This window comes from Citrobacter gillenii (assembly GCF_013337685.1).
In the GTDB taxonomy this organism is placed as follows: Bacteria; Pseudomonadota; Gammaproteobacteria; order Enterobacterales; family Enterobacteriaceae; genus Citrobacter; species Citrobacter gillenii.
In genome coordinates this window covers 162,025-179,335 of sequence record NZ_SUQN01000007.1, presented here as the reverse complement: position 1 = coordinate 179,335, position 17,311 = coordinate 162,025, and the positions used below count along the sequence as shown (strand labels likewise).

The following is a 17,311-nucleotide window of genomic DNA, read 5'->3' as shown; positions in this document are numbered from 1 at the left end:
TTACCCGGCCTGGATTTCATGCTCAACGTAGGCCGGATGAGGTGGTGACACCGCCATCCGGCAAAAGAATCACAACGACTGATGACGCGTCTCGTGGATTAACAGCAGCGCGATCAGCGTTAATGCGGCCATCGATGCCAGATAAATCCCGACGGCCGGCAAACCATAGTTACCTTGCAACCATGCCGCGATGTAGGGGGCCACGGACGCGCCGAGAATCGATGAAACGTTATACGAGAACGACGCGCCCGTGTAGCGCACTTCGGTCGGGAACAGCTCCGGCAGCAGCGCGCCCATCGGGCCGAATGTCAGCCCCATCAGGCTCAGCCCCAGCAGCAGGAAGACAAAGACCAACGACGGATTGCCAGAACCCAGCAGCGGTTTAAAGGCGAACAGGGCGAACAGAATGATAAGCGTGGTGATGATGAGCATGCTCTTGCGACGACCAAACGCGTCGGCCAGCAGTCCGGCAACCGGGACCATCACGCCAAAGCCAATCACCGCCATCATCAGCATCCACAGGACTTCATTACGCGGTAAACCAAGGCCCACAGGGGCGGCGGCGGTACTGAAGGTCATTGAGTAAACGGTCATGATATAGAACAGCGTATAGGTCGCCAGCATGATAAACGTGCCGAGGATCGTGACGCGAACATGTTTTGTCAGCAGGGTTCCCAGCGGGATCTTGACCTGCTTTTTCGCTGCCGCGACTTTGGCGAACACCGGGGATTCATGCAGTGAGACGCGAACGTACAGACCGATAATCACCAGTACCGCAGAGGCTATAAACGGTACACGCCAGCCCCAGCTCATAAACTGCTCATCGGTCAGCAGCCAGGAGAGCAGCAGAAACGTGCCGTTGGCAAAGAAGAAGCCGATCGGTGCGCCCAACTGCGGGAAGGACCCATAGAGCGCCCGTTTGCGCGGTGGGGCATTTTCTGTGGCCAGCAATGCAGCACCGCCCCATTCACCGCCAAGACCCAATCCCTGACCAAAACGCGCCAGTGCCAGCAGGATCGGGGCGAAAATCCCAATCGACGCATAACCCGGCAACAAGCCGATAATCACCGTCGAGATCCCCATGGTCAGCAGCGAAGCAACCAGCGTGACCTTACGCCCGACGCGGTCGCCGAAATGTCCGAACACCGCCGAGCCGATCGGCCGCGCCACAAAGGCGATAGCAAAGGTGGCGAGAGACTGCAGCGTGGCCGCCGCCGGGTCGCCCTGCGGGAAGAAGATATGGGGGAAAACGATCACCGCGGCGGTCGCGTAAATATAGAAGTCGAAGAACTCAATGGCGGTACCGATGAGTGAGGCGACGACGACTTTATTGCGCGAATTGACCGGGGTGTGTTCCTGTTCGTTGTCGAGCGTTGTGGCGGTTGCTTGCATAATATTTTCTTATTTTTTGTCGAACGAACGGTCATATTACGCACAGCAAAAGAGACATTTCAATCTGTAACAAACGTTGCGCTTGGTCAAAAATCGGGCAAAAAGGGGATAATGTTTAGGCCGAAGATTTCTCTTCTATGAAATGCTTCACATAATTTAAAACTTGGATGATAAAACTGGTTTTTGGTTAAATAAAAGTTACTGGTTGGATTTATTCACTGAATCAGTGAGAGCGGGCGGCATTATAATTGCCGGATGGCGCTACGCTTATCCGGCCTACAAAACTCACCAGTAGGGCAGATAAGCGTAGCGCCATCCGGCAGTTAACGAAGATTAGCGGTGCGTTTTCCCCGGCATCCGCGGGTCGTCTTTGTATTCTGCGGTGGCTATCCAGGCGGCGCAGAACAGGGTCAAACGGGCGAAGAAGTAGAAGAAAGCCATTAGACCTAATACCGAGCCAAACGCCGCGCCTGACGGGGATTGCACCAGCGACGGCAGCGTGTAAGTCATAATAATTTTGATTGCTTCAAAGCCAAAGGCCGCAATAAAGGTACCGCGAATGAGCGCCTTCTTACGTGGGCGATGACGCGGGAGTCGCCAGAAAATCCAGAAGAACAACAGATAGTTGGCGAAAATAGAGATCGCCAGGCCGATCAGTCGCCAGGCGGGTTTCAGCCAGTCAATACCATCGAGGTACAGGGCCGAGATTATCATCTGCTGGGCGGAACCGGCGATGGAGGTAATTGACAGGGTGACAATCAGCGCAATCAGTAATCCAATCAGCGAGACAAAATCGCGCAGATATTTGACCCAGATTTTCTCCTGATCCTGCGGCGTGCGTTCCCAGACATCACGCGACTGGGCGCGAATGGCCTCGCGCAGGTTTCCCATCCAGTTAACCCCGGAGTAAAGGGCGATACCCAGCCCGACCAGCCCGACGGTGGTACGTTGCTGAACGGCGGTATTGATGGTGTTTTTCAGCGTGGATGCCAGCGTCGGATCGCTGACGTTGGCCAGGATTTTACTGAAGATATCCTGCAATAACGTGGGGTGCGACGCGAGAATAAAACCGGCGGCAGCGAACGATACCATCAGGATAGGGATCATCGACAGGAACGAGAAATAGGTGATTGCCGCGCCAAACTGGTTTCCCATCCGGTCATTAAAACGTTCTGCGGCGCGGATAAGGTGGGCGATCATGGGCTGGCGTTGAACGCGTTCCGCCAGAGTCAGGGCTGTTTTCAGCGCCTGATGGGTCTTATTGTTGGTTTCTGTCTGGTCACGCTCTGGGGTGTCAATTTTGGCGATCGGCGCGTGCTCAAGTTCCTGAATGGGGCGTTTTACATCTTTTTCCTGCGTCATCAGGGCGGTAGTCCTTATTCTGTGCATTCACAGGACAGTATAGCGCGTCAGTCCACATAGTCTTTCATCACGCCGGTCAGCCATTCCATAAACAGGTGGACCCGGCGGGAGAGATTACGGCGATGTGGATACAGCAGAGAAACCGGCATCGGTTCGGCGCGATACTGCGGTAAGACTTCAACCAGCGTACCGGCGCGCAATGCCTCACGTACACCCACGCGTGGGACCTGAATGATGCCCAACCCGGCAAGACAGGCCGCATGATAGGTTTCGGTACTGTTCACCGTCAGCATGCCGCCGGTTTTTATCCAGCGGGGCCCGTTGTCGGTCGCTATTTCAAAGCCCTGCGAACGGGTACCCAGATTTACCGCGTAATGCACCACCGCATGCGAGGCCAAATCGTCCAGACTTTCGGGATAACCAAAACGGGCCAGATACTGTGGGCTGGCGCAGTTAATCTGCGTTAATTTCCCCAGCGGGCGGGCAATCAGCCCTGAATCTTTCAGCGCACCCACGCGCACCACGCAGTCGAAACCCTCACGGATTAAATCCACCAGACGGTCGCTGCTGCTGAGTTCTAGCTCAAGTCCCGGATACTGATGCAAAAAGGCAGGCAGGCGGGGCATCACCAGATTTCTGGCCACACCAACCGGCATATCGATCCGCAGTTTACCGCTGATGCTGGTGGGATCGTGATGAAAAAGTCCGTCCAGCTCATCCAGATTGCTCAACAGATCTTTCGCACGTTCGTAATAGATCATCCCGTCCTGGGTCAGTTGAACGCGACGGGTGGTGCGATGCAGCAACTGGGTACCCAGATGATTTTCCAGCGCCTGGATTTGTCGCGATACGCTTCCCTTAGGCAGTCCGAGGGTGTCGGCCGCACGCGAAAAACTCTCCAGTTCTGCGACGCGGAGGAACAACTGCATTGCGTGAATTTTATCCATCTCTCTGCCCTATTGTTGTTCCCAAGGAAACAGTAATGCGCAATTCGACATATTTATTGTTTTTCTAACACCTAATAAGCTTTATCTCAATCTTCACAACGCCTGAAATGAGGTTTCTTATGACGCAACGTATTGTATTGGTGACCGGCGGCGGTCGTGGACTGGGGAAAAACGCGGCGCTTAAGCTGGCGAGTAAAGGAATGGGCATCATTCTGACGTGGAACAGCAATGAAAAAGAAGCTCAACAGGTGGTGGATGATATTCACCAACTTGGCGGCAAAGCAGCAGCATTGCCGCTGAATGTCGGCGATATTTCAACGTTTCCGCGCTTTGTTGAACAAATGCAGGAGACGCTGCAAACCCAGTGGCAATGTACGATGTTTGATTATTTATTGAACAACGCCGGGATCGGCATAACTGCGCCGTATTCTGCCTTCACCGAAGCGCAGTTTGACCAGCTTTTGAACATCCAGTTTAAAGGGCCTTTTTTCCTGACGCAGAGCCTGTTGCCGCTGATAAACCAAGGGGGCAGGATCCTCAATGTGTCGACCGGGCTGTCGCGTTTTGCCCTGCCAGGCTACAGCGCCTATGCCGCCATGAAAGGCGCGATGGAAGTGCTGACCCGCTATCAGGCAAAAGAGTTGGGGGAGCGCGGTATTACGGCGAACATTATTGCGCCCGGCGCGATTGAAACCGATTTTGGCGGCGGGAGCGTGCGGGACAATGCGCAGCTGAATGCATATATTGCCTCGCAAACCGCATTGGGACGTGTCGGGCTGCCGGATGATATTGGTGATGCCATCGCTGCGTTGCTTAGTGATGACCTGGCGTGGATGACCGCGCAGCGCATTGAGGTCTCTGGCGGGATGTTCCTGTAAACCCGTCCCGTGCTTATTCGATCACTGACTCCGATTAAATAAGCACTTCATGCTATATTATTTTTTGTAACATATTTCCCTGATATGCCATGTTCCTTATTTTTGGTGAAAAACATAGACTCTGATTAATTAATATTACTTGGCGAGAGGCGTGCGCTAATAATAAGGAATTCCTTAATTCAGAGTCTTTATATGACCTCTTTATGTAATCCTTTTGTTTGAGCTGTAACTATTCATAACTTCTGCTTCTCTCTTCTTCTTTCATCGGTAGAATGGCCCCTGCCAAATGGTGAGTTCTTATTTTACCCCATGGGTAATACCCTTCCGCGTGTTAAGGCCAATATCTTATTCAGACGGAGAGAAGTAATGCAGGTAATAATGTTTGACAGGCAGTCAATATTTATTCATGGAATGAATGTCAGTTTACAAGAAAATCTTCCAGGAGTGGATGTTCAGGGTGTCAGTCAGGCAGATGATCTTTGGCAAAAGCTGGAAGACAATCCCAATGCGTTGGTTATGCTTGATGGCGATCTTGGTAGTGAGTTTTGCCGTGAACTGCTCCAACAACTCGCGCAACGCTATGCGACGGTAAAAGTACTGATCACCGCCACAGATTGCCGTAAAAAATGGCTGCAGGAGGTGACACAGTTAAACGTGCTGGCCATTGTGCCGCGCGAAGCTGACGCAGAAACATTCGCGCTGGCGCTCAATAGCGTGGCAATGGGCATGATGTTTTATCCCAGAGATTGCTTAACTCCAACCGCGTGCGGTAGCCAAAATATAAAAGCACTAAGTTCGCGTCAGCGCGAGATCTTGACCATGCTCGCTGCAGGGGAGTCCAATAAACAAATTGGTCGTCTGTTAAATATCAGCACCGGGACGGTAAAAGCGCATCTGGAGTCGCTGTATCAGCGTCTGGAGGTAAAAAACCGTACCCAGGCGGCGATGATGTTAAACGAAGTACATTAATCAACGCTTATTTCACAGTCAGATCGTCTCTGGCTGTGAAATATGAGCAGGCCACATTTCTGATGCGCAAAACCGGGTTATCCCCACGCTAAACATCCACGCAATTAATGCTTCCAGCTGAAACAGATCGTTCAGTTGCGGCAATTTCGCCTGGATTAATTCCTCGCAAGCGTAGAGATCCATGAGCAGCAGCGTTTCTGCCTGTGCTACTGAAATTTGGCTCGTGAAGGTTTCACCTACGGTGATTTCATGCCCGTAGCCAATGACCCAGACCCCGCGTTCATCCTGATATTTTTCCAGCGACAATCCCTGTCCTTGTTTAATAAAGGCGATACAGGCGGGCGTAAAATGTGATGAATGGCGGTACATACTGATTTCTCTGCAAAGAGAACCATTCTAGAGCAAACCTTCCGTTATGGTACCTGCCATACAGCCCGTTTTTTCAGTAAGACGCCTTATGACGCGCGGAGCGGATATTCGTGCTTTAACAGGCCGAAAATCCAGTCATCGTGCCAGGTTTGATGCAGCCAATAGCTTTCGCGCAGTGTACCTTCGAGAATAAATCCCGTCTTTTCCAGCAGACGTCGAGACGCATAATTGCCGGCGGTGACGCAGGCCGTCATACGGTGTAGCCCGCCGGTTGTAAACGCGAAATCACACACGGCATGCAAAGACTCCGCGCCATAGCCTTTACCTTGCGCTTCGGGCGCGAGCAGAAACCCCACTTCGGCACACTCATTATTTTCGTGAACATATCCGGTGACGCCGAGCGGCGTTCCCGAGTCGTTATCGCACATGACCAGGCATAGCCAGTGTGGGCTTCCGGGAGACCATTCGGCTAAACGCGAGTCGAATATTGTCCGTACGTCTTGTTCAGAGCGCGCATCGGAGACATAGTGCATTACGCTAGGATCCTGCTGTAATGCTAAGAAAAAATCCCAATCAGACGCCGTCAGCGGGCGGCAGGTCAGTCGTGGTGTTTTTAACACGGGCACAGGCTTATCTCCTGGATAATTTTCAATGATTACGAGGTCATCACTGTAAAACACATTCATTTGTTATATGAATGTATTTCAGTTTGCACCGGCCCGTTTTAATACGGCGTCGCGTTTATAAAAAGAGCAATAAAGACCATTGTGAGGCCGTACCGTTGCGGCCCTTTTAGGGATGATAATGACCAATAGCGCATTACCGGCGACATGTACGCCATTTGAACACTGTTTGGGGATCATCCGCCAGGCATCGGTGGAAATCCTGTTGTTGTTAGGTGTGCATGTTGCAGAGGGAAAAGACCCGCGCTGGTTTCTGGAACAGCTCGACCAGGCTCGCCTGAATCTGGGTGGCTGGGGGGCGGTAGCCAGACGATTGCAGATGAACGATGCGCAATTAAGCCAGTTCACCCTGCGGTTACGCCATCTTCAGCAAAACGTTCCCCAGTATGAAAGTGGTCAGGATGTCAGTGAAAACCAGCTCATTTCTGCGCTGCGTTTTGTCGCGTCTCTGGAGCAACTGCGCCAGCTTCAGCCGATCCTGCACTATCAAACCGATATTGAAAGTGGAGGACAGGAGGCGCAGCTGCAAGCGCAGAGCCAACTTCGTGCTATAGAGTTAACCCTCAAAGCCCTTGTCGCAAGGGTATGGCCGGACCAGCATCCGCTCAACAGCTTCCTGAAACAGCACTTCGGTGCTGACAGGCTACGCCGCTGGCTTAAGCTGGGTGAGGGGCGTGATGCGCTGGACGGCATGTTGTTTAGCGAGCTGGCGCTGATGGTGGTCGATAAGAAACTGTTCGTGCGCCACTTTACCCAGATTTTTAATGACACTTCGGTACTCACGCTGTTTGTCGAACCGCGCTTAACGCTGCGCATGTTTCTTGATGATTGCCGGATAGCACGTAATAGCGTCATTGCTCAGCAGCCGCTGACCTCGGTACAGCTGATGTTGTTAAAGTATCAGTACCGACAAATTACCCACCCCGTGCAGCGGGCGTTTGAAGAACGTCGTGTCCGCATCAATCCCGCATCGTATCTGGAATCTGATGAGGGTCTCGTTCGCCAGTTCTGGGAAACGGCAAAGCAAAAGGCTGAACAGACCGGGGATGATAAACACGAAATTGCCGACAGCATTGACCCACCAGAAAAGCGAGCGCAGCGTACGGCTGAAGAGCGTGAGCAGCTGATTTCCAACATGCTGTGGGTCGCCGTTGGCGCGATGGTGCTGGCAATATCGCTGGGCGCATTCTGGTTATTTAGCTCGCCTGCGCCGCGGGTGACCGCCGGTCAATCGGTTGAAATCATACAAGAGGAACCGCGACGTGATGCTCCTTCCGCACGGGAAGCCGTGACCCGCATGGGCATTTCGTGGGATGCGTTTACCATGCGGGCGGCTATCGATCGCAATGATACCCGCATTACGTCATTGTTTTTACAAGGCGGGATGGACTGGAAGCTGGCGTGGACGGAGCAGGCGTTCTCTGCGGGCAATACTGCTGTGCTGAAGCTGTTGTTGCGCTATCCCTCGCAGATGGATGAAACCCAGCCCTGTCAGCAGTTTATGAGTACGCTAAGTCATGCGATGTCGAACGGCGCATCGCTGACGTCGCTGCATAAAAGCTATCTGCAAAGTTTTTGTGCTAAACCGGACGTTGTCGCGCGCCAACGGTATGACGCCGAGCAAGCCGAACGACGCGCTCGCGCGGAGCCAAACGCCGAAAACAAGAAATGGCAGAAAATTCATACCGCGCTGTATGACGCCATTAACTGACGGCCTGATGAGCAACGTCCTGTCAGACCGTTACGGCTCGCCGTAGAGACCGATTAATCGGCGCACGACGCCGTTGGTCCAGCCAAAGCCATCCTGCAACGGGTACTCGCCGCCGCCGCCTTCACGTGGCGTGCCGTCGGCGATATGGTACTTCTCGATAAGCTTATGGTGCTCCTGATAAAAAAGGTTAACCGTTTTCAACCAGTTGCGGGCAATCTCATCTCCCAGGTGGTCGTCACCGTACAGCTTGAAGCCCTGAATCGCCATCCACTGCAGCGGTGCCCAGCCGTTGGGTTTATCCCACTGTTCACCGGTTTCGTATTCCGTCGCCATAATACCCCCGGGGGTTAACAGACGGCTGCGTACGGCATTAGCGAGGCGGTCGGCTTGTGCATGGGTTGCCATACCGACATACAGCGGCACGATACTGGCGGCGGAGAAGAGGGCCATCTCTTCGCGTCGCCAGTCATAATCCCGATAACAGCCGTTTTCATCATCCCATAGAAAGTGGTCCACGGCGGCGCGGCGGTTGGTGGCTTTCTGGCGAAACAGAGCCTCGGTTTCGCGATCGCCTTTCAGTGCCGAAATGTTTGCAATGGTGCTTTCCAGTTTGTACAGGAAGGCGTTGAGATCAATGGGGATGAACTGGGTGGTGCGGATGCTGGCAAGGCGGCCCGCATCGCGCAGCCAGCGTGAGGAGTAATCCCAGCCGGAAGCCGCACCGGCACGCAAATCCCGATACACCTCATTCGGCGGCCGGCCAGAATGCTTGGCCGTTTCGACGTCTTCGATCCACGATTCATCGCGCGGGGTATCACGATCGTCCCAATAACGGTTGAGCAGAGAGCCATCTGGCATTCTGATGACATGACGGTACGCCTGGTTTAACGCCAGGGAATCTGCGCCATCCATCCAGAACGCGTATTCCATTTTGAGATGATCCAGATAACGCCGCGCGCCGCGCACGCCATCTTCTTCAAACAGTTCCACCATCAGTGCAAACACCGGCGGCTGAGAGCGACTCAGGTAGTAGGTCCGATTACCGTTCGGGATATGGCCATAGTTTTCAATCATCCAGGCAAAGTTATCCGCCATACATTTCAGCAGATCCCCCCGACCGCTCTCCGCCAGACCGAGCATAGTGAAGTAGGAATCCCAGTAGTAGGTTTCGCTAAAACGTCCGCCTGGCACAATATATGACTGCGGCAGCGCCAGCAGCGAGGACCAGGGAATGTGATCCTGCGGTTCGCGTGTCAGCACTGGCCACAGCTGGTCAATATGCTCTTTCAGAGAGTCCTGCGGGTTGGAAACGTACTCACTCGACGGGGTCTCGGGGAGCCAGAAATGGTTCTCAACAAAGCGCTGCAGGTCAAAGTCCCGGTGCCGCTTAACCTTGCGATAGCGGATTAGAATGTCCAGCGGGTCCATTTTGGGCGCGCAGTCGGGGAAGGTTTTGCTGTCGGCAAACAGCTTTGACGACTGAACGTGTTCGAACAGTTCGAGGTAACGATCGGCGGGCGTTAACGCATCTGAGGCAGGCAGCCCTTCAATCATCTCCGGCTCAGGCTCTGCCTCAATCATTTCATCCAGCTTTAACTCGCACGGATCCATTTCATAAAGCAGATCGAGGTCGATCGTCAGTTCTTCTGAAGGGGCGTGGGGTAGTTTCTGGTTGAGCATAATGAGAAAGACCTCCGGTAAAGAGATGGTGAAAGGAAACGGCTATTGCCCGGCTGTCTGTTAAGCGTAGACATTCGCTTCGGTGTCGGGTGAGTAAAGCGTGCGGTTGATCACGTTCTTATGTTTTTTAATATTTAAAAAATAAAACTATCTTAATGATAATAATGAAGAATTACTGGTCTTGTGCGATCTGTATATTTTCCATTTTCAGAACATTCGATTGCAACGAGGTGTGAACAGAATCAGCTAACATCCGATCCCTGTAATAGGTGCAGGCTATTCTAATGATAGTTCTGGCCCATGTAATTGATTGATACTTATCAAAATAATACTCCACTTATTTTCTATGATGGTCAAGTCTGACAAAGACTGCGCATTTATTATTTCAATTTTCTGGGTCACAATAACTCACAACGGTGAGGGTAAAATAATGAAAATCATTACCCGTCTTACCGCGATTGCCATAACAGGCATCGTAATTTGTTATTTTGGATTATCCGGTTATGTGTGGTATCACGATAATCAACGTAGCAAACAGGCTGATGTTCAGGCCTCTACGCTGGAAGCCAATAATAAGGTATTAGGATTTTTACGCGAAAAGGGATGTGATTATTGTCACACGCCTTCAGCTGAATTACCTTTCTATTCTTCCTTTCCCGTCGCTAAACAATTGATGAATTATGACATTCAATTAGGATACAAATCATTCAATCTTGAAGCTGTTCGTGCCGCGCTGGTTGCGGATAAACCCGTTTCGCAAAGTGATTTGAATAAAATTGAATGGGTGATGCAGTATGACACCATGCCACCAACGCGTTATACCGCGCTGCACTGGGCCGGTAAGGTCAGCGATGCTGAGCGAGAAGACATTCTTGGCTGGGTAGCCAAACAACGTGAGCAGTACTACGCCAGCCGTGATACCGCCACGCAGCATCGCAATGAGCCCGTACAGCCAATACCGGAAAGTATTCCGACTGATGCCCGCAAAGTGGCGCTGGGCTTTACGCTGTATCATGACCCGCGCATTTCTGGCGACAGCACGATCTCCTGTGCACACTGCCATGCCTTAAACGCAGGTGGTGTGGATGGCAGGAAAACGTCAATCGGTGTCGGTGGCGCCGTTGGACCGATTAATGCACCGACGGTGTTTAACTCGGTCTTTAACGTGGAACAATTCTGGGACGGTCGCGCACCAACATTGCAGGCGCAGGCGGGTGGTCCACCGTTAAACCCGATTGAAATGGCGTCGAAATCCTGGGATGAAATTATCCAGAAGTTAGATAAAGACCCGGTGCTGAAGCAAGAATTTATCACCGTTTATCCTCAGGGATTCAGCGGGGACAATATTACCGATGCGATTGCTGAGTTTGAGAAGACGTTAATTACGCCAAATGCACCGTTTGATAAATGGCTGCGGGGTGATGAAAGCGCGTTAACGGCCCAGCAAAAACATGGCTATCAATTATTTAAGGAAAATAAATGTGCCACCTGCCATGGCGGTATTATTTTAGGCGGGCGTTCATTTGAACCCTTAGGCTTGAAAAAGGACTTTAATTTTGGCGAGGTCACTGCCGTAGATATTGGTCGAATGAACGTCACTAATGAATTACGAGATAAGCTGCGCCAGAAAGTCCCTGGATTACGCAACGTTGCACTGACAGCGCCTTATTTCCACCGGGGAGATGTGCCAACCCTCGACGGCGCGGTAAAACTGATGCTGCGTTATCAGGTCGGCAAAGAACTGCCGCAAAAAGATATCGACGATATCGTGGCGTTCCTTGAAAGCCTCAACGGGATCTATACGCCGTATATGCAGGATAAGTAATTAATACAATGCCGAAGGGCGACTGATGCTTTATCTGGCCTACATATTACGGTGTTTGTAGGCCGGATAAGGCATCAGCCGCCATCCGGCATTTATAGTATTAACGCATGGTGACAAATTCTTCCGACGCCGTCGGGTGAATGGCGACTGTGTTGTCGAAGTCTTTCTTGGTTGCGCCCATTTTCAGTGCCACGGCAAAGCCCTGCAGCATTTCATCCATGCCAAAGCCGATGCCGTGAATACCGACAATCTTCTCTTCCGGACCCACGCACACCAGCTTCATACGGCACGGCTGACGGTGTGTGGTGACAGCGGTATACATCGCGGTAAACGATGATTTATACACTTTCACCTGATCATCGCCGTGCTGCTCGCGCGCCTGTTGCTCGGTTAAGCCGACGGTGCCAATTGGCGGATGGCTGAAGACCACGGTCGGGATGTTGCTGTAGTCCAGATGCTCGTCCGGCTTGTTGTTAAACAGACGTTCGGACAGGCGACGACCCGCGGCAACGGCAACCGGCGTTAATTCAACGGCACCGGTGTTATCGCCCACGGCGTAAATCCCAGGAACGCTAGTGTTCTGGTATTTATCAACGATGATGTAGCCTTTTTCGTTGGTTTTCACACCAGTAACCGCCAGGTTAAAGTTATCGGTTGCCGGTTCACGGCCAATCGCCCAGATCAGGCAATCCACGGTCTGGCTACGACCATCTTCCAGCTCCAGGGTCAGGCTGCCATCTGCATTTTTAACCACCGCTTTTGGAATCGCGTGTGTATGCAGGGTCGGGCCTTCGGCATTCATTACCTCAACCAGCGTGTCGACGATCATCGGGTCAAAGCTGCGCAGCGGCGCGTGTTTACGCACGAACAGATGTGTTTCTGCGCCCAGGCCGTTAATCACGCCAGCCAGTTCAACGGCGATGTAACCTGCACCAACTACCGCAACGCGCTTCGGCAGGGCCGGCAGTTCAAAGAAACCGTCGGAATCAATACCGTATTCCACGCCTGGAATGTTCGGGTGGCTCGGGCGGCCGCCTGTGGCAATCAAAATATGATCGGCGGTGATGGTTTCACCGTTTACTTCAATGGTCTTGGCATCAACGAAGCGGGCAAAACCTTTGATCACATCGACATTATTTTTACCCAGTACGTTGTCGTACGAGGTGTGAATGCGGTCGATATAGGCGGTACGGGTGGCAATCAGCTTGTCCCAGTCGAATTTATTGATGGTGGTATCGAAGCCGTAGTCCGGGCCGTACATATGGATCGCTTCACGAACCTGTGCGGCATGCCACATCACTTTCTTCGGTACACAGCCAACGTTGACGCAGGTACCGCCCAGTTCTTTGGCCTCAATCAACGCGCATTTCTGACCGTACATGGCCGCGCGGTTAATGGAGGCGATACCACCGCTGCCGCCGCCGATAGCGATGTAATCATAGTGTTTGGTCATGACCGCTCCTTCATGTTCATTGTAGGGCGGAGAAGCGTTATGCCTTCCGCCAAAATATTCGCGATTGTATACCTGAAATAAAAAGGTTCCACCGATGGCTGCGATTACTCCGGTACGATCCAGCTTACCGAGGTATGTCCGGTTCCCGCCGGAACCAGTTTGCGGTGCAGCCATGGCAGCACATTGTTCATTTGCTGTTCCAGCTTCCACGGTGGATTAACCACAATCATGCCGGACGCCGTCATGCCGCGTTGATCGCTGTCCGGACGAACCGCCAGCTCAATTTGCAGGATGCGGCGAATGCCGGTCGCTTCCAGCTCTTTGGTCATGCGTTTGATTTGCTGGCGCAGGACTACCGGATACCACAGGGCATAGGTGCCGGTTGCGAAACGCTTATAGCCTTCGTGGATACCGGCCACTACCGCCTGGTAGTCGGTTTTAATTTCGTACGGCGGATCGATGAGGATCAACCCGCGACGGGAGACGGGTGGTAATTTCGATTTCAACTGCTGATAGCCGTCGGCTTTTGCCACGCGCGCGCGCTCATCTTTCTGGAATTCGGAGCGCAGCAGCGGAAAATCGCTCGGGTGCAGTTCGGTTAGCTGCAGGCTGTCCTGCGCGCGCAGCAGCTGGCGGGCAATCAGCGGAGAGCCTGGGTAGTAGCGCAGTTGACCGCTACGGTTGAAATGATTCACTACGCTGATGTACGGCTCGAGTTCTGCCGGCAGGTCGTCCTGCTGCCAGATGCGGGCGATGCCTTCCAGATACTCACCGGTACGTTCAGCACGTTCACTGCTCAGCTGATAACGGCCCGCACCGGCGTGGGTGTCCAGATAGAGAAACGGTTTATCTTTCTCTTTGAGCGACTCGATGATCAGGCTCTGAACCGTGTGTTTAAGGACGTCGGCGTGGTTGCCAGCGTGAAAGCTGTGGCGATAACTGAGCATGGGTAAACGTGTTCCAGGTTGTAAACGTAGGCCCGATAAGCTGCGTGCCATCGGGCGAAAATAGAGCGTATCGCCACAGTATACAGAAAAGTCGTCACTGCCGCGAAAGCGCAACGCCTGGCATTGAAATCCTCTACACTTAACCCCATTCTACAAATAATATGCACAGCGCCGGATGCGCGCTTCATTCACTCTTTTCTACAGGACTGCGCTAATGACCAATCCATTGCTGACTCCCTTCGAACTGCCGCCGTTTTCCAAAATTCAGCCGGAGCATGTTGTACCCGCCGTCACTAAGGCGCTGAACGACTGCCGCGAAAACGTCGAGCGCGTGGTTGCGCAGGGGGCGCCATATACCTGGGAAAATCTTTGCCAGCGGCTGGCGGAAGTGGACGATGTCCTGGGGCGTATCTTCTCTCCGGTCAGCCATCTGAACTCGGTGAAAAACAGCCCGGAACTGCGCGAAGCCTACGAACAAACGCTGCCGCTGCTGTCTGAGTACAGCACCTGGGTTGGGCAACATGAAGGCCTGTACCAGGCGTACCGCGATCTGCGTGAAGGTGACCATTACGCCACTCTGAATACCGCGCAGAAAAAAGCCGTCGATAACGCCCTGCGTGACTTTGAGCTTTCTGGTATCGGCCTGCCGAAAGAAAAGCAGCAGCGCTACGGTGAAATCGCGACCCGCCTGTCTGAACTTGGCAACCTGTACAGCAACAACGTGCTCGACGCCACCATGGGCTGGACCAAACTGATCACCGACGAATCTGAGCTGGCTGGCATGCCGGAAAGTGCGCTGGCGGCAGCAAAAGCCCAGGCCGAAGCCAAAGAGCAGGAAGGTTATCTGCTGACGCTGGATATCCCGAGCTATCTGCCGGTGATGACCTACTGCGACAACCAGGCATTGCGTGAAGAAATGTACCGCGCCTACTCCACCCGTGCGTCCGATCAGGGGCCCAATGCGGGCAAATGGGACAACAGCCCGGTGATGGAAGAGATCCTCGCGCTGCGCCACGAGCTGGCTCAATTGCTGGGCTTTGAAAGCTATGCCTTTAAATCTCTCGCCACCAAAATGGCCGAGAACCCGCAGCAGGTACTCGACTTCCTGACCGATCTGGCAAAACGTGCCCGTCCGCAGGGTGAAAAAGAGCTGGCCCAGCTGCGCGCCTTCGCCAAAGCAGAGTTTGGCGTTGATGAGCTGCAGCCGTGGGATATCGCCTACTACAGCGAGAAACAGAAACAGCACCTGTACAGCATCAGCGACGAGCAGTTGCGCCCGTACTTCCCGGAAAACAAAGCCGTAAACGGCCTGTTCGAAGTGGTTAAGCGTATTTATGGCATCACTGCCAAAGAGCGTACCGATGTTGACGTCTGGCACCCGGAAGTGCGTTTCTTTGAGCTGTATGACGAACACAACGAACTGCGCGGCAGCTTCTATCTGGATCTTTATGCGCGTGAAAACAAGCGCGGTGGGGCATGGATGGACGACTGCGTCGGGCAGATGCGTAAAACCGACGGCACGCTGCAAAAACCGGTCGCTTACCTGACCTGCAACTTTAACCGTCCGGTCAGCGGCAAGCCGGCGCTGTTTACCCACGATGAAGTGATTACCCTGTTCCACGAGTTCGGTCACGGCCTGCATCATATGCTGACCCGCATCGAAACGGCCGGTGTTTCCGGTATCAACGGTGTGCCGTGGGATGCTGTCGAACTGCCAAGCCAGTTTATGGAAAACTGGTGCTGGGAGCCGGAAGCGCTGGCGTTTATCTCCGGTCACTATGAAACCGGTGAGCCGCTGCCTAAAGAACTGCTGGATAAAATGCTGGCGGCGAAAAACTACCAGGCGGCGCTGTTCATCCTGCGTCAGCTGGAGTTCGGTCTGTTCGACTTCCGTCTGCACGCTGAGTTTAACCCGCAGCAAGGGGCGAAAATTCTCGACACCCTGGCGGAGATTAAAAAGCAGGTTGCCGTGGTGCCGGGCCCAACATGGGGTCGCTTCCCGCACGCTTTCAGCCATATTTTTGCCGGGGGTTATGCGGCGGGATATTACAGCTACCTGTGGGCTGACGTGCTGGCGGCGGACGCCTTCTCCCGCTTTGAAGACGAAGGGATTTTCAACCGTGAAACCGGCCAGTCGTTCCTCGATAACATCCTGACCCGTGGGGGTTCCGAAGAGCCTATGGAGCTGTTCAAACGCTTCCGTGGCCGTGAGCCGCAACTGGATGCGATGCTGGACCATTACGGCATCAAGGGCTGAAGACTGGCGTGAAAATTTGTTTACTGGATGAAACGGGCGCCGGAGACGGCGCCTTATCTGTTCTGGCTGCCCGCTGGGGACTGGAACACGATGAAGACAATCTGATGGCGCTGGTGATGACACCGGCGCATCTGGAACTGCGCAAGCGCGATGAACCCAAGCTCGGCGGCATCTTCGTTGATTTTGTCGGCGGGGCGATGGCCCACCGGCGCAAATTTGGCGGCGGTCGCGGTGAAGCGGTGGCGAAAGCCGTTGGCGTGAAAGGCGATTATCTGCCGGACGTGGTGGACGCGACGGCCGGGTTGGGACGCGATGCGTTCGTGCTGGCCTCCGTGGGCTGTCGCGTACGGATGCTGGAACGTAACCCGGTAGTGGCGGCGTTGCTCGACGATGGCCTGGCGCGCGGTTATGCCGATGCGGAAATTGGCCCGTGGTTGCAGGCGCGTTTGCAGTTAATTCATGCATCCAGCCTGACAGCGCTCACCGATATCACCCCACGCCCGCAGGTGGTATACCTCGACCCGATGTTCCCGCATAAGCAGAAAAGCGCGTTGGTGAAAAAAGAGATGCGCGTGTTTCAGTCGCTGGTGGGGCCGGATTTAGATGCCGATGGCCTGCTGGAGCCTGCGCGCCAGTTAGCCACTAAACGCGTGGTGGTCAAGCGCCCGGACTATGCCCCGCCGCTGGCGGAGGTGGCAACGCCGAACGCGGTGGTGACTAAAGGGCACCGGTTTGATATTTATGCCGGAACTCCGTAGGCCGGATAACACGCGTCGCGTCGCCATCCGGCATGGTTTGCTGCCCGATGGCGCTGCGCTTATCGGGCCTACGCGCAGCC

Annotated in this window: 14 protein-coding genes; 6 read left to right on the top strand and 8 right to left on the bottom strand. The window is 53.6% G+C overall.

From position 1 onward, the window contains the following. Positions 1 to 69: 69 nt before the first annotated feature. From FCH32_RS17610 to FCH32_RS17600, 3 genes are all read right to left on the bottom strand, one after another. The gene (locus tag FCH32_RS17610; RefSeq protein ID WP_115257220.1) at positions 70 to 1,392 is read right to left on the bottom strand and encodes an MFS transporter; all 1,323 of its coding nucleotides are present in this window, start codon (positions 1,390 to 1,392) and stop codon (positions 70 to 72) included. 333 nt (positions 1,393 to 1,725) lie between these two features. After that, complete coding sequence (gene yhjD, locus FCH32_RS17605; protein ID WP_115257221.1) at positions 1,726 to 2,754, bottom strand: inner membrane protein YhjD; 1,029 nt, start codon at positions 2,752 to 2,754, stop codon at positions 1,726 to 1,728. A 47-nt stretch (positions 2,755 to 2,801) separates the two neighbouring features. Next, a complete protein-coding gene (locus tag FCH32_RS17600; protein WP_115257222.1) occupies positions 2,802 to 3,701 on the bottom strand; it encodes a LysR family transcriptional regulator in 900 nt (299 codons plus the stop codon). Between the two features lie 119 nt (positions 3,702 to 3,820). On the opposite strand from FCH32_RS17600, the gene FCH32_RS17595 reads away from it, so the two are divergent. After that, positions 3,821 to 4,579, top strand: coding sequence for an SDR family NAD(P)-dependent oxidoreductase (locus tag FCH32_RS17595; protein WP_115257223.1), 759 nt, complete (start codon positions 3,821 to 3,823; stop codon positions 4,577 to 4,579). Between the two features lie 366 nt (positions 4,580 to 4,945). Next, positions 4,946 to 5,548 carry a helix-turn-helix transcriptional regulator gene (locus FCH32_RS17590; RefSeq protein WP_115257224.1) on the top strand — a complete coding sequence of 201 codons (603 nt, stop codon included), beginning with the start codon at positions 4,946 to 4,948 and terminating at the stop codon, positions 5,546 to 5,548. 18 nt (positions 5,549 to 5,566) lie between these two features. On the opposite strand, the gene FCH32_RS17585 is transcribed toward FCH32_RS17590, so the two are convergent. Both FCH32_RS17585 and FCH32_RS17580 read right to left on the bottom strand, forming a co-directional pair. Next, on the bottom strand, positions 5,567 to 5,917 hold the full coding sequence (locus tag FCH32_RS17585; protein WP_117342504.1) for a glycoside hydrolase family protein: 351 nt from the start codon (positions 5,915 to 5,917) through the stop codon (positions 5,567 to 5,569). Between the two features lie 86 nt (positions 5,918 to 6,003). After that, positions 6,004 to 6,543, bottom strand: a complete 540-nt coding sequence (locus FCH32_RS17580) for a GNAT family N-acetyltransferase (protein ID WP_115259888.1) — start codon at positions 6,541 to 6,543, stop codon at positions 6,004 to 6,006. A 178-nt stretch (positions 6,544 to 6,721) separates the two neighbouring features. On the opposite strand from FCH32_RS17580, the gene FCH32_RS17575 reads away from it, so the two are divergent. Continuing rightward, complete coding sequence (locus FCH32_RS17575; protein ID WP_117342503.1) at positions 6,722 to 8,311, top strand: STY4199 family HEPN domain-containing protein; 1,590 nt, start codon at positions 6,722 to 6,724, stop codon at positions 8,309 to 8,311. Between the two features lie 30 nt (positions 8,312 to 8,341). Here the strand turns inward: FCH32_RS17575 and FCH32_RS17570 are convergent, their stop codons facing one another. Beyond that, complete coding sequence (locus FCH32_RS17570; protein ID WP_115257227.1) at positions 8,342 to 9,991, bottom strand: alpha,alpha-trehalase; 1,650 nt, start codon at positions 9,989 to 9,991, stop codon at positions 8,342 to 8,344. Positions 9,992 to 10,421: 430 nt separating this feature from the next. Between FCH32_RS17570 and FCH32_RS17565 the strand changes: the two genes are divergently transcribed. Beyond that, positions 10,422 to 11,816 carry a cytochrome-c peroxidase gene (locus FCH32_RS17565; RefSeq protein ID WP_115257228.1) on the top strand — a complete coding sequence of 465 codons (1,395 nt, stop codon included), beginning with the start codon at positions 10,422 to 10,424 and terminating at the stop codon, positions 11,814 to 11,816. Positions 11,817 to 11,916: 100 nt separating this feature from the next. Here FCH32_RS17565 and gorA read toward each other — a convergent pair whose 3' ends face one another. Together gorA and FCH32_RS17555 are read right to left on the bottom strand one after the other, a co-directional pair. Next, positions 11,917 to 13,269, bottom strand: coding sequence for a glutathione-disulfide reductase (gorA, locus tag FCH32_RS17560; RefSeq protein ID WP_115257229.1), 1,353 nt, complete (start codon positions 13,267 to 13,269; stop codon positions 11,917 to 11,919). A gap of 104 nt (positions 13,270 to 13,373) precedes the next feature. Then, positions 13,374 to 14,216, bottom strand: coding sequence for a 23S rRNA (adenine(2030)-N(6))-methyltransferase RlmJ (locus FCH32_RS17555; RefSeq protein WP_096759184.1), 843 nt, complete (start codon positions 14,214 to 14,216; stop codon positions 13,374 to 13,376). A gap of 214 nt (positions 14,217 to 14,430) precedes the next feature. On the opposite strand from FCH32_RS17555, the gene prlC reads away from it, so the two are divergent. Both prlC and rsmJ read left to right on the top strand, forming a co-directional pair. Beyond that, complete coding sequence (gene prlC, locus FCH32_RS17550) at positions 14,431 to 16,473, top strand: oligopeptidase A (RefSeq protein WP_115257230.1); 2,043 nt, start codon at positions 14,431 to 14,433, stop codon at positions 16,471 to 16,473. A gap of 8 nt (positions 16,474 to 16,481) precedes the next feature. Further along, positions 16,482 to 17,231 carry a 16S rRNA (guanine(1516)-N(2))-methyltransferase RsmJ gene (rsmJ, locus tag FCH32_RS17545; RefSeq protein WP_115257231.1) on the top strand — a complete coding sequence of 250 codons (750 nt, stop codon included), beginning with the start codon at positions 16,482 to 16,484 and terminating at the stop codon, positions 17,229 to 17,231. Positions 17,232 to 17,311: the final 80 nt, after the last annotated feature.

Bases quoted from the DNA above. Each gene is read 5' to 3' on its own strand.
- FCH32_RS17610 (WP_115257220.1), bottom strand. From the start codon at position 1,392: ATGCAAGCAACCGCCACAACGCTCGACAACGAACAGGAACACACCCCG.
- yhjD (WP_115257221.1), bottom strand. From the start codon at position 2,754: ATGACGCAGGAAAAAGATGTAAAACGCCCCATTCAGGAACTTGAGCAC.
- FCH32_RS17600 (WP_115257222.1), bottom strand. From the start codon at position 3,701: ATGGATAAAATTCACGCAATGCAGTTGTTCCTCCGCGTCGCAGAACTG.
- FCH32_RS17595 (WP_115257223.1), top strand. From the start codon at position 3,821: ATGACGCAACGTATTGTATTGGTGACCGGCGGCGGTCGTGGACTGGGG.
- FCH32_RS17590 (WP_115257224.1), top strand. From the start codon at position 4,946: ATGCAGGTAATAATGTTTGACAGGCAGTCAATATTTATTCATGGAATG.
- FCH32_RS17585 (WP_117342504.1), bottom strand. From the start codon at position 5,917: ATGTACCGCCATTCATCACATTTTACGCCCGCCTGTATCGCCTTTATT.
- FCH32_RS17575 (WP_117342503.1), top strand. From the start codon at position 6,722: ATGACCAATAGCGCATTACCGGCGACATGTACGCCATTTGAACACTGT.
- FCH32_RS17570 (WP_115257227.1), bottom strand. From the start codon at position 9,991: ATGCTCAACCAGAAACTACCCCACGCCCCTTCAGAAGAACTGACGATC.
- FCH32_RS17565 (WP_115257228.1), top strand. From the start codon at position 10,422: ATGAAAATCATTACCCGTCTTACCGCGATTGCCATAACAGGCATCGTA.
- gorA (WP_115257229.1), bottom strand. From the start codon at position 13,269: ATGACCAAACACTATGATTACATCGCTATCGGCGGCGGCAGCGGTGGT.
- FCH32_RS17555 (WP_096759184.1), bottom strand. From the start codon at position 14,216: ATGCTCAGTTATCGCCACAGCTTTCACGCTGGCAACCACGCCGACGTC.
- prlC (WP_115257230.1), top strand. From the start codon at position 14,431: ATGACCAATCCATTGCTGACTCCCTTCGAACTGCCGCCGTTTTCCAAA.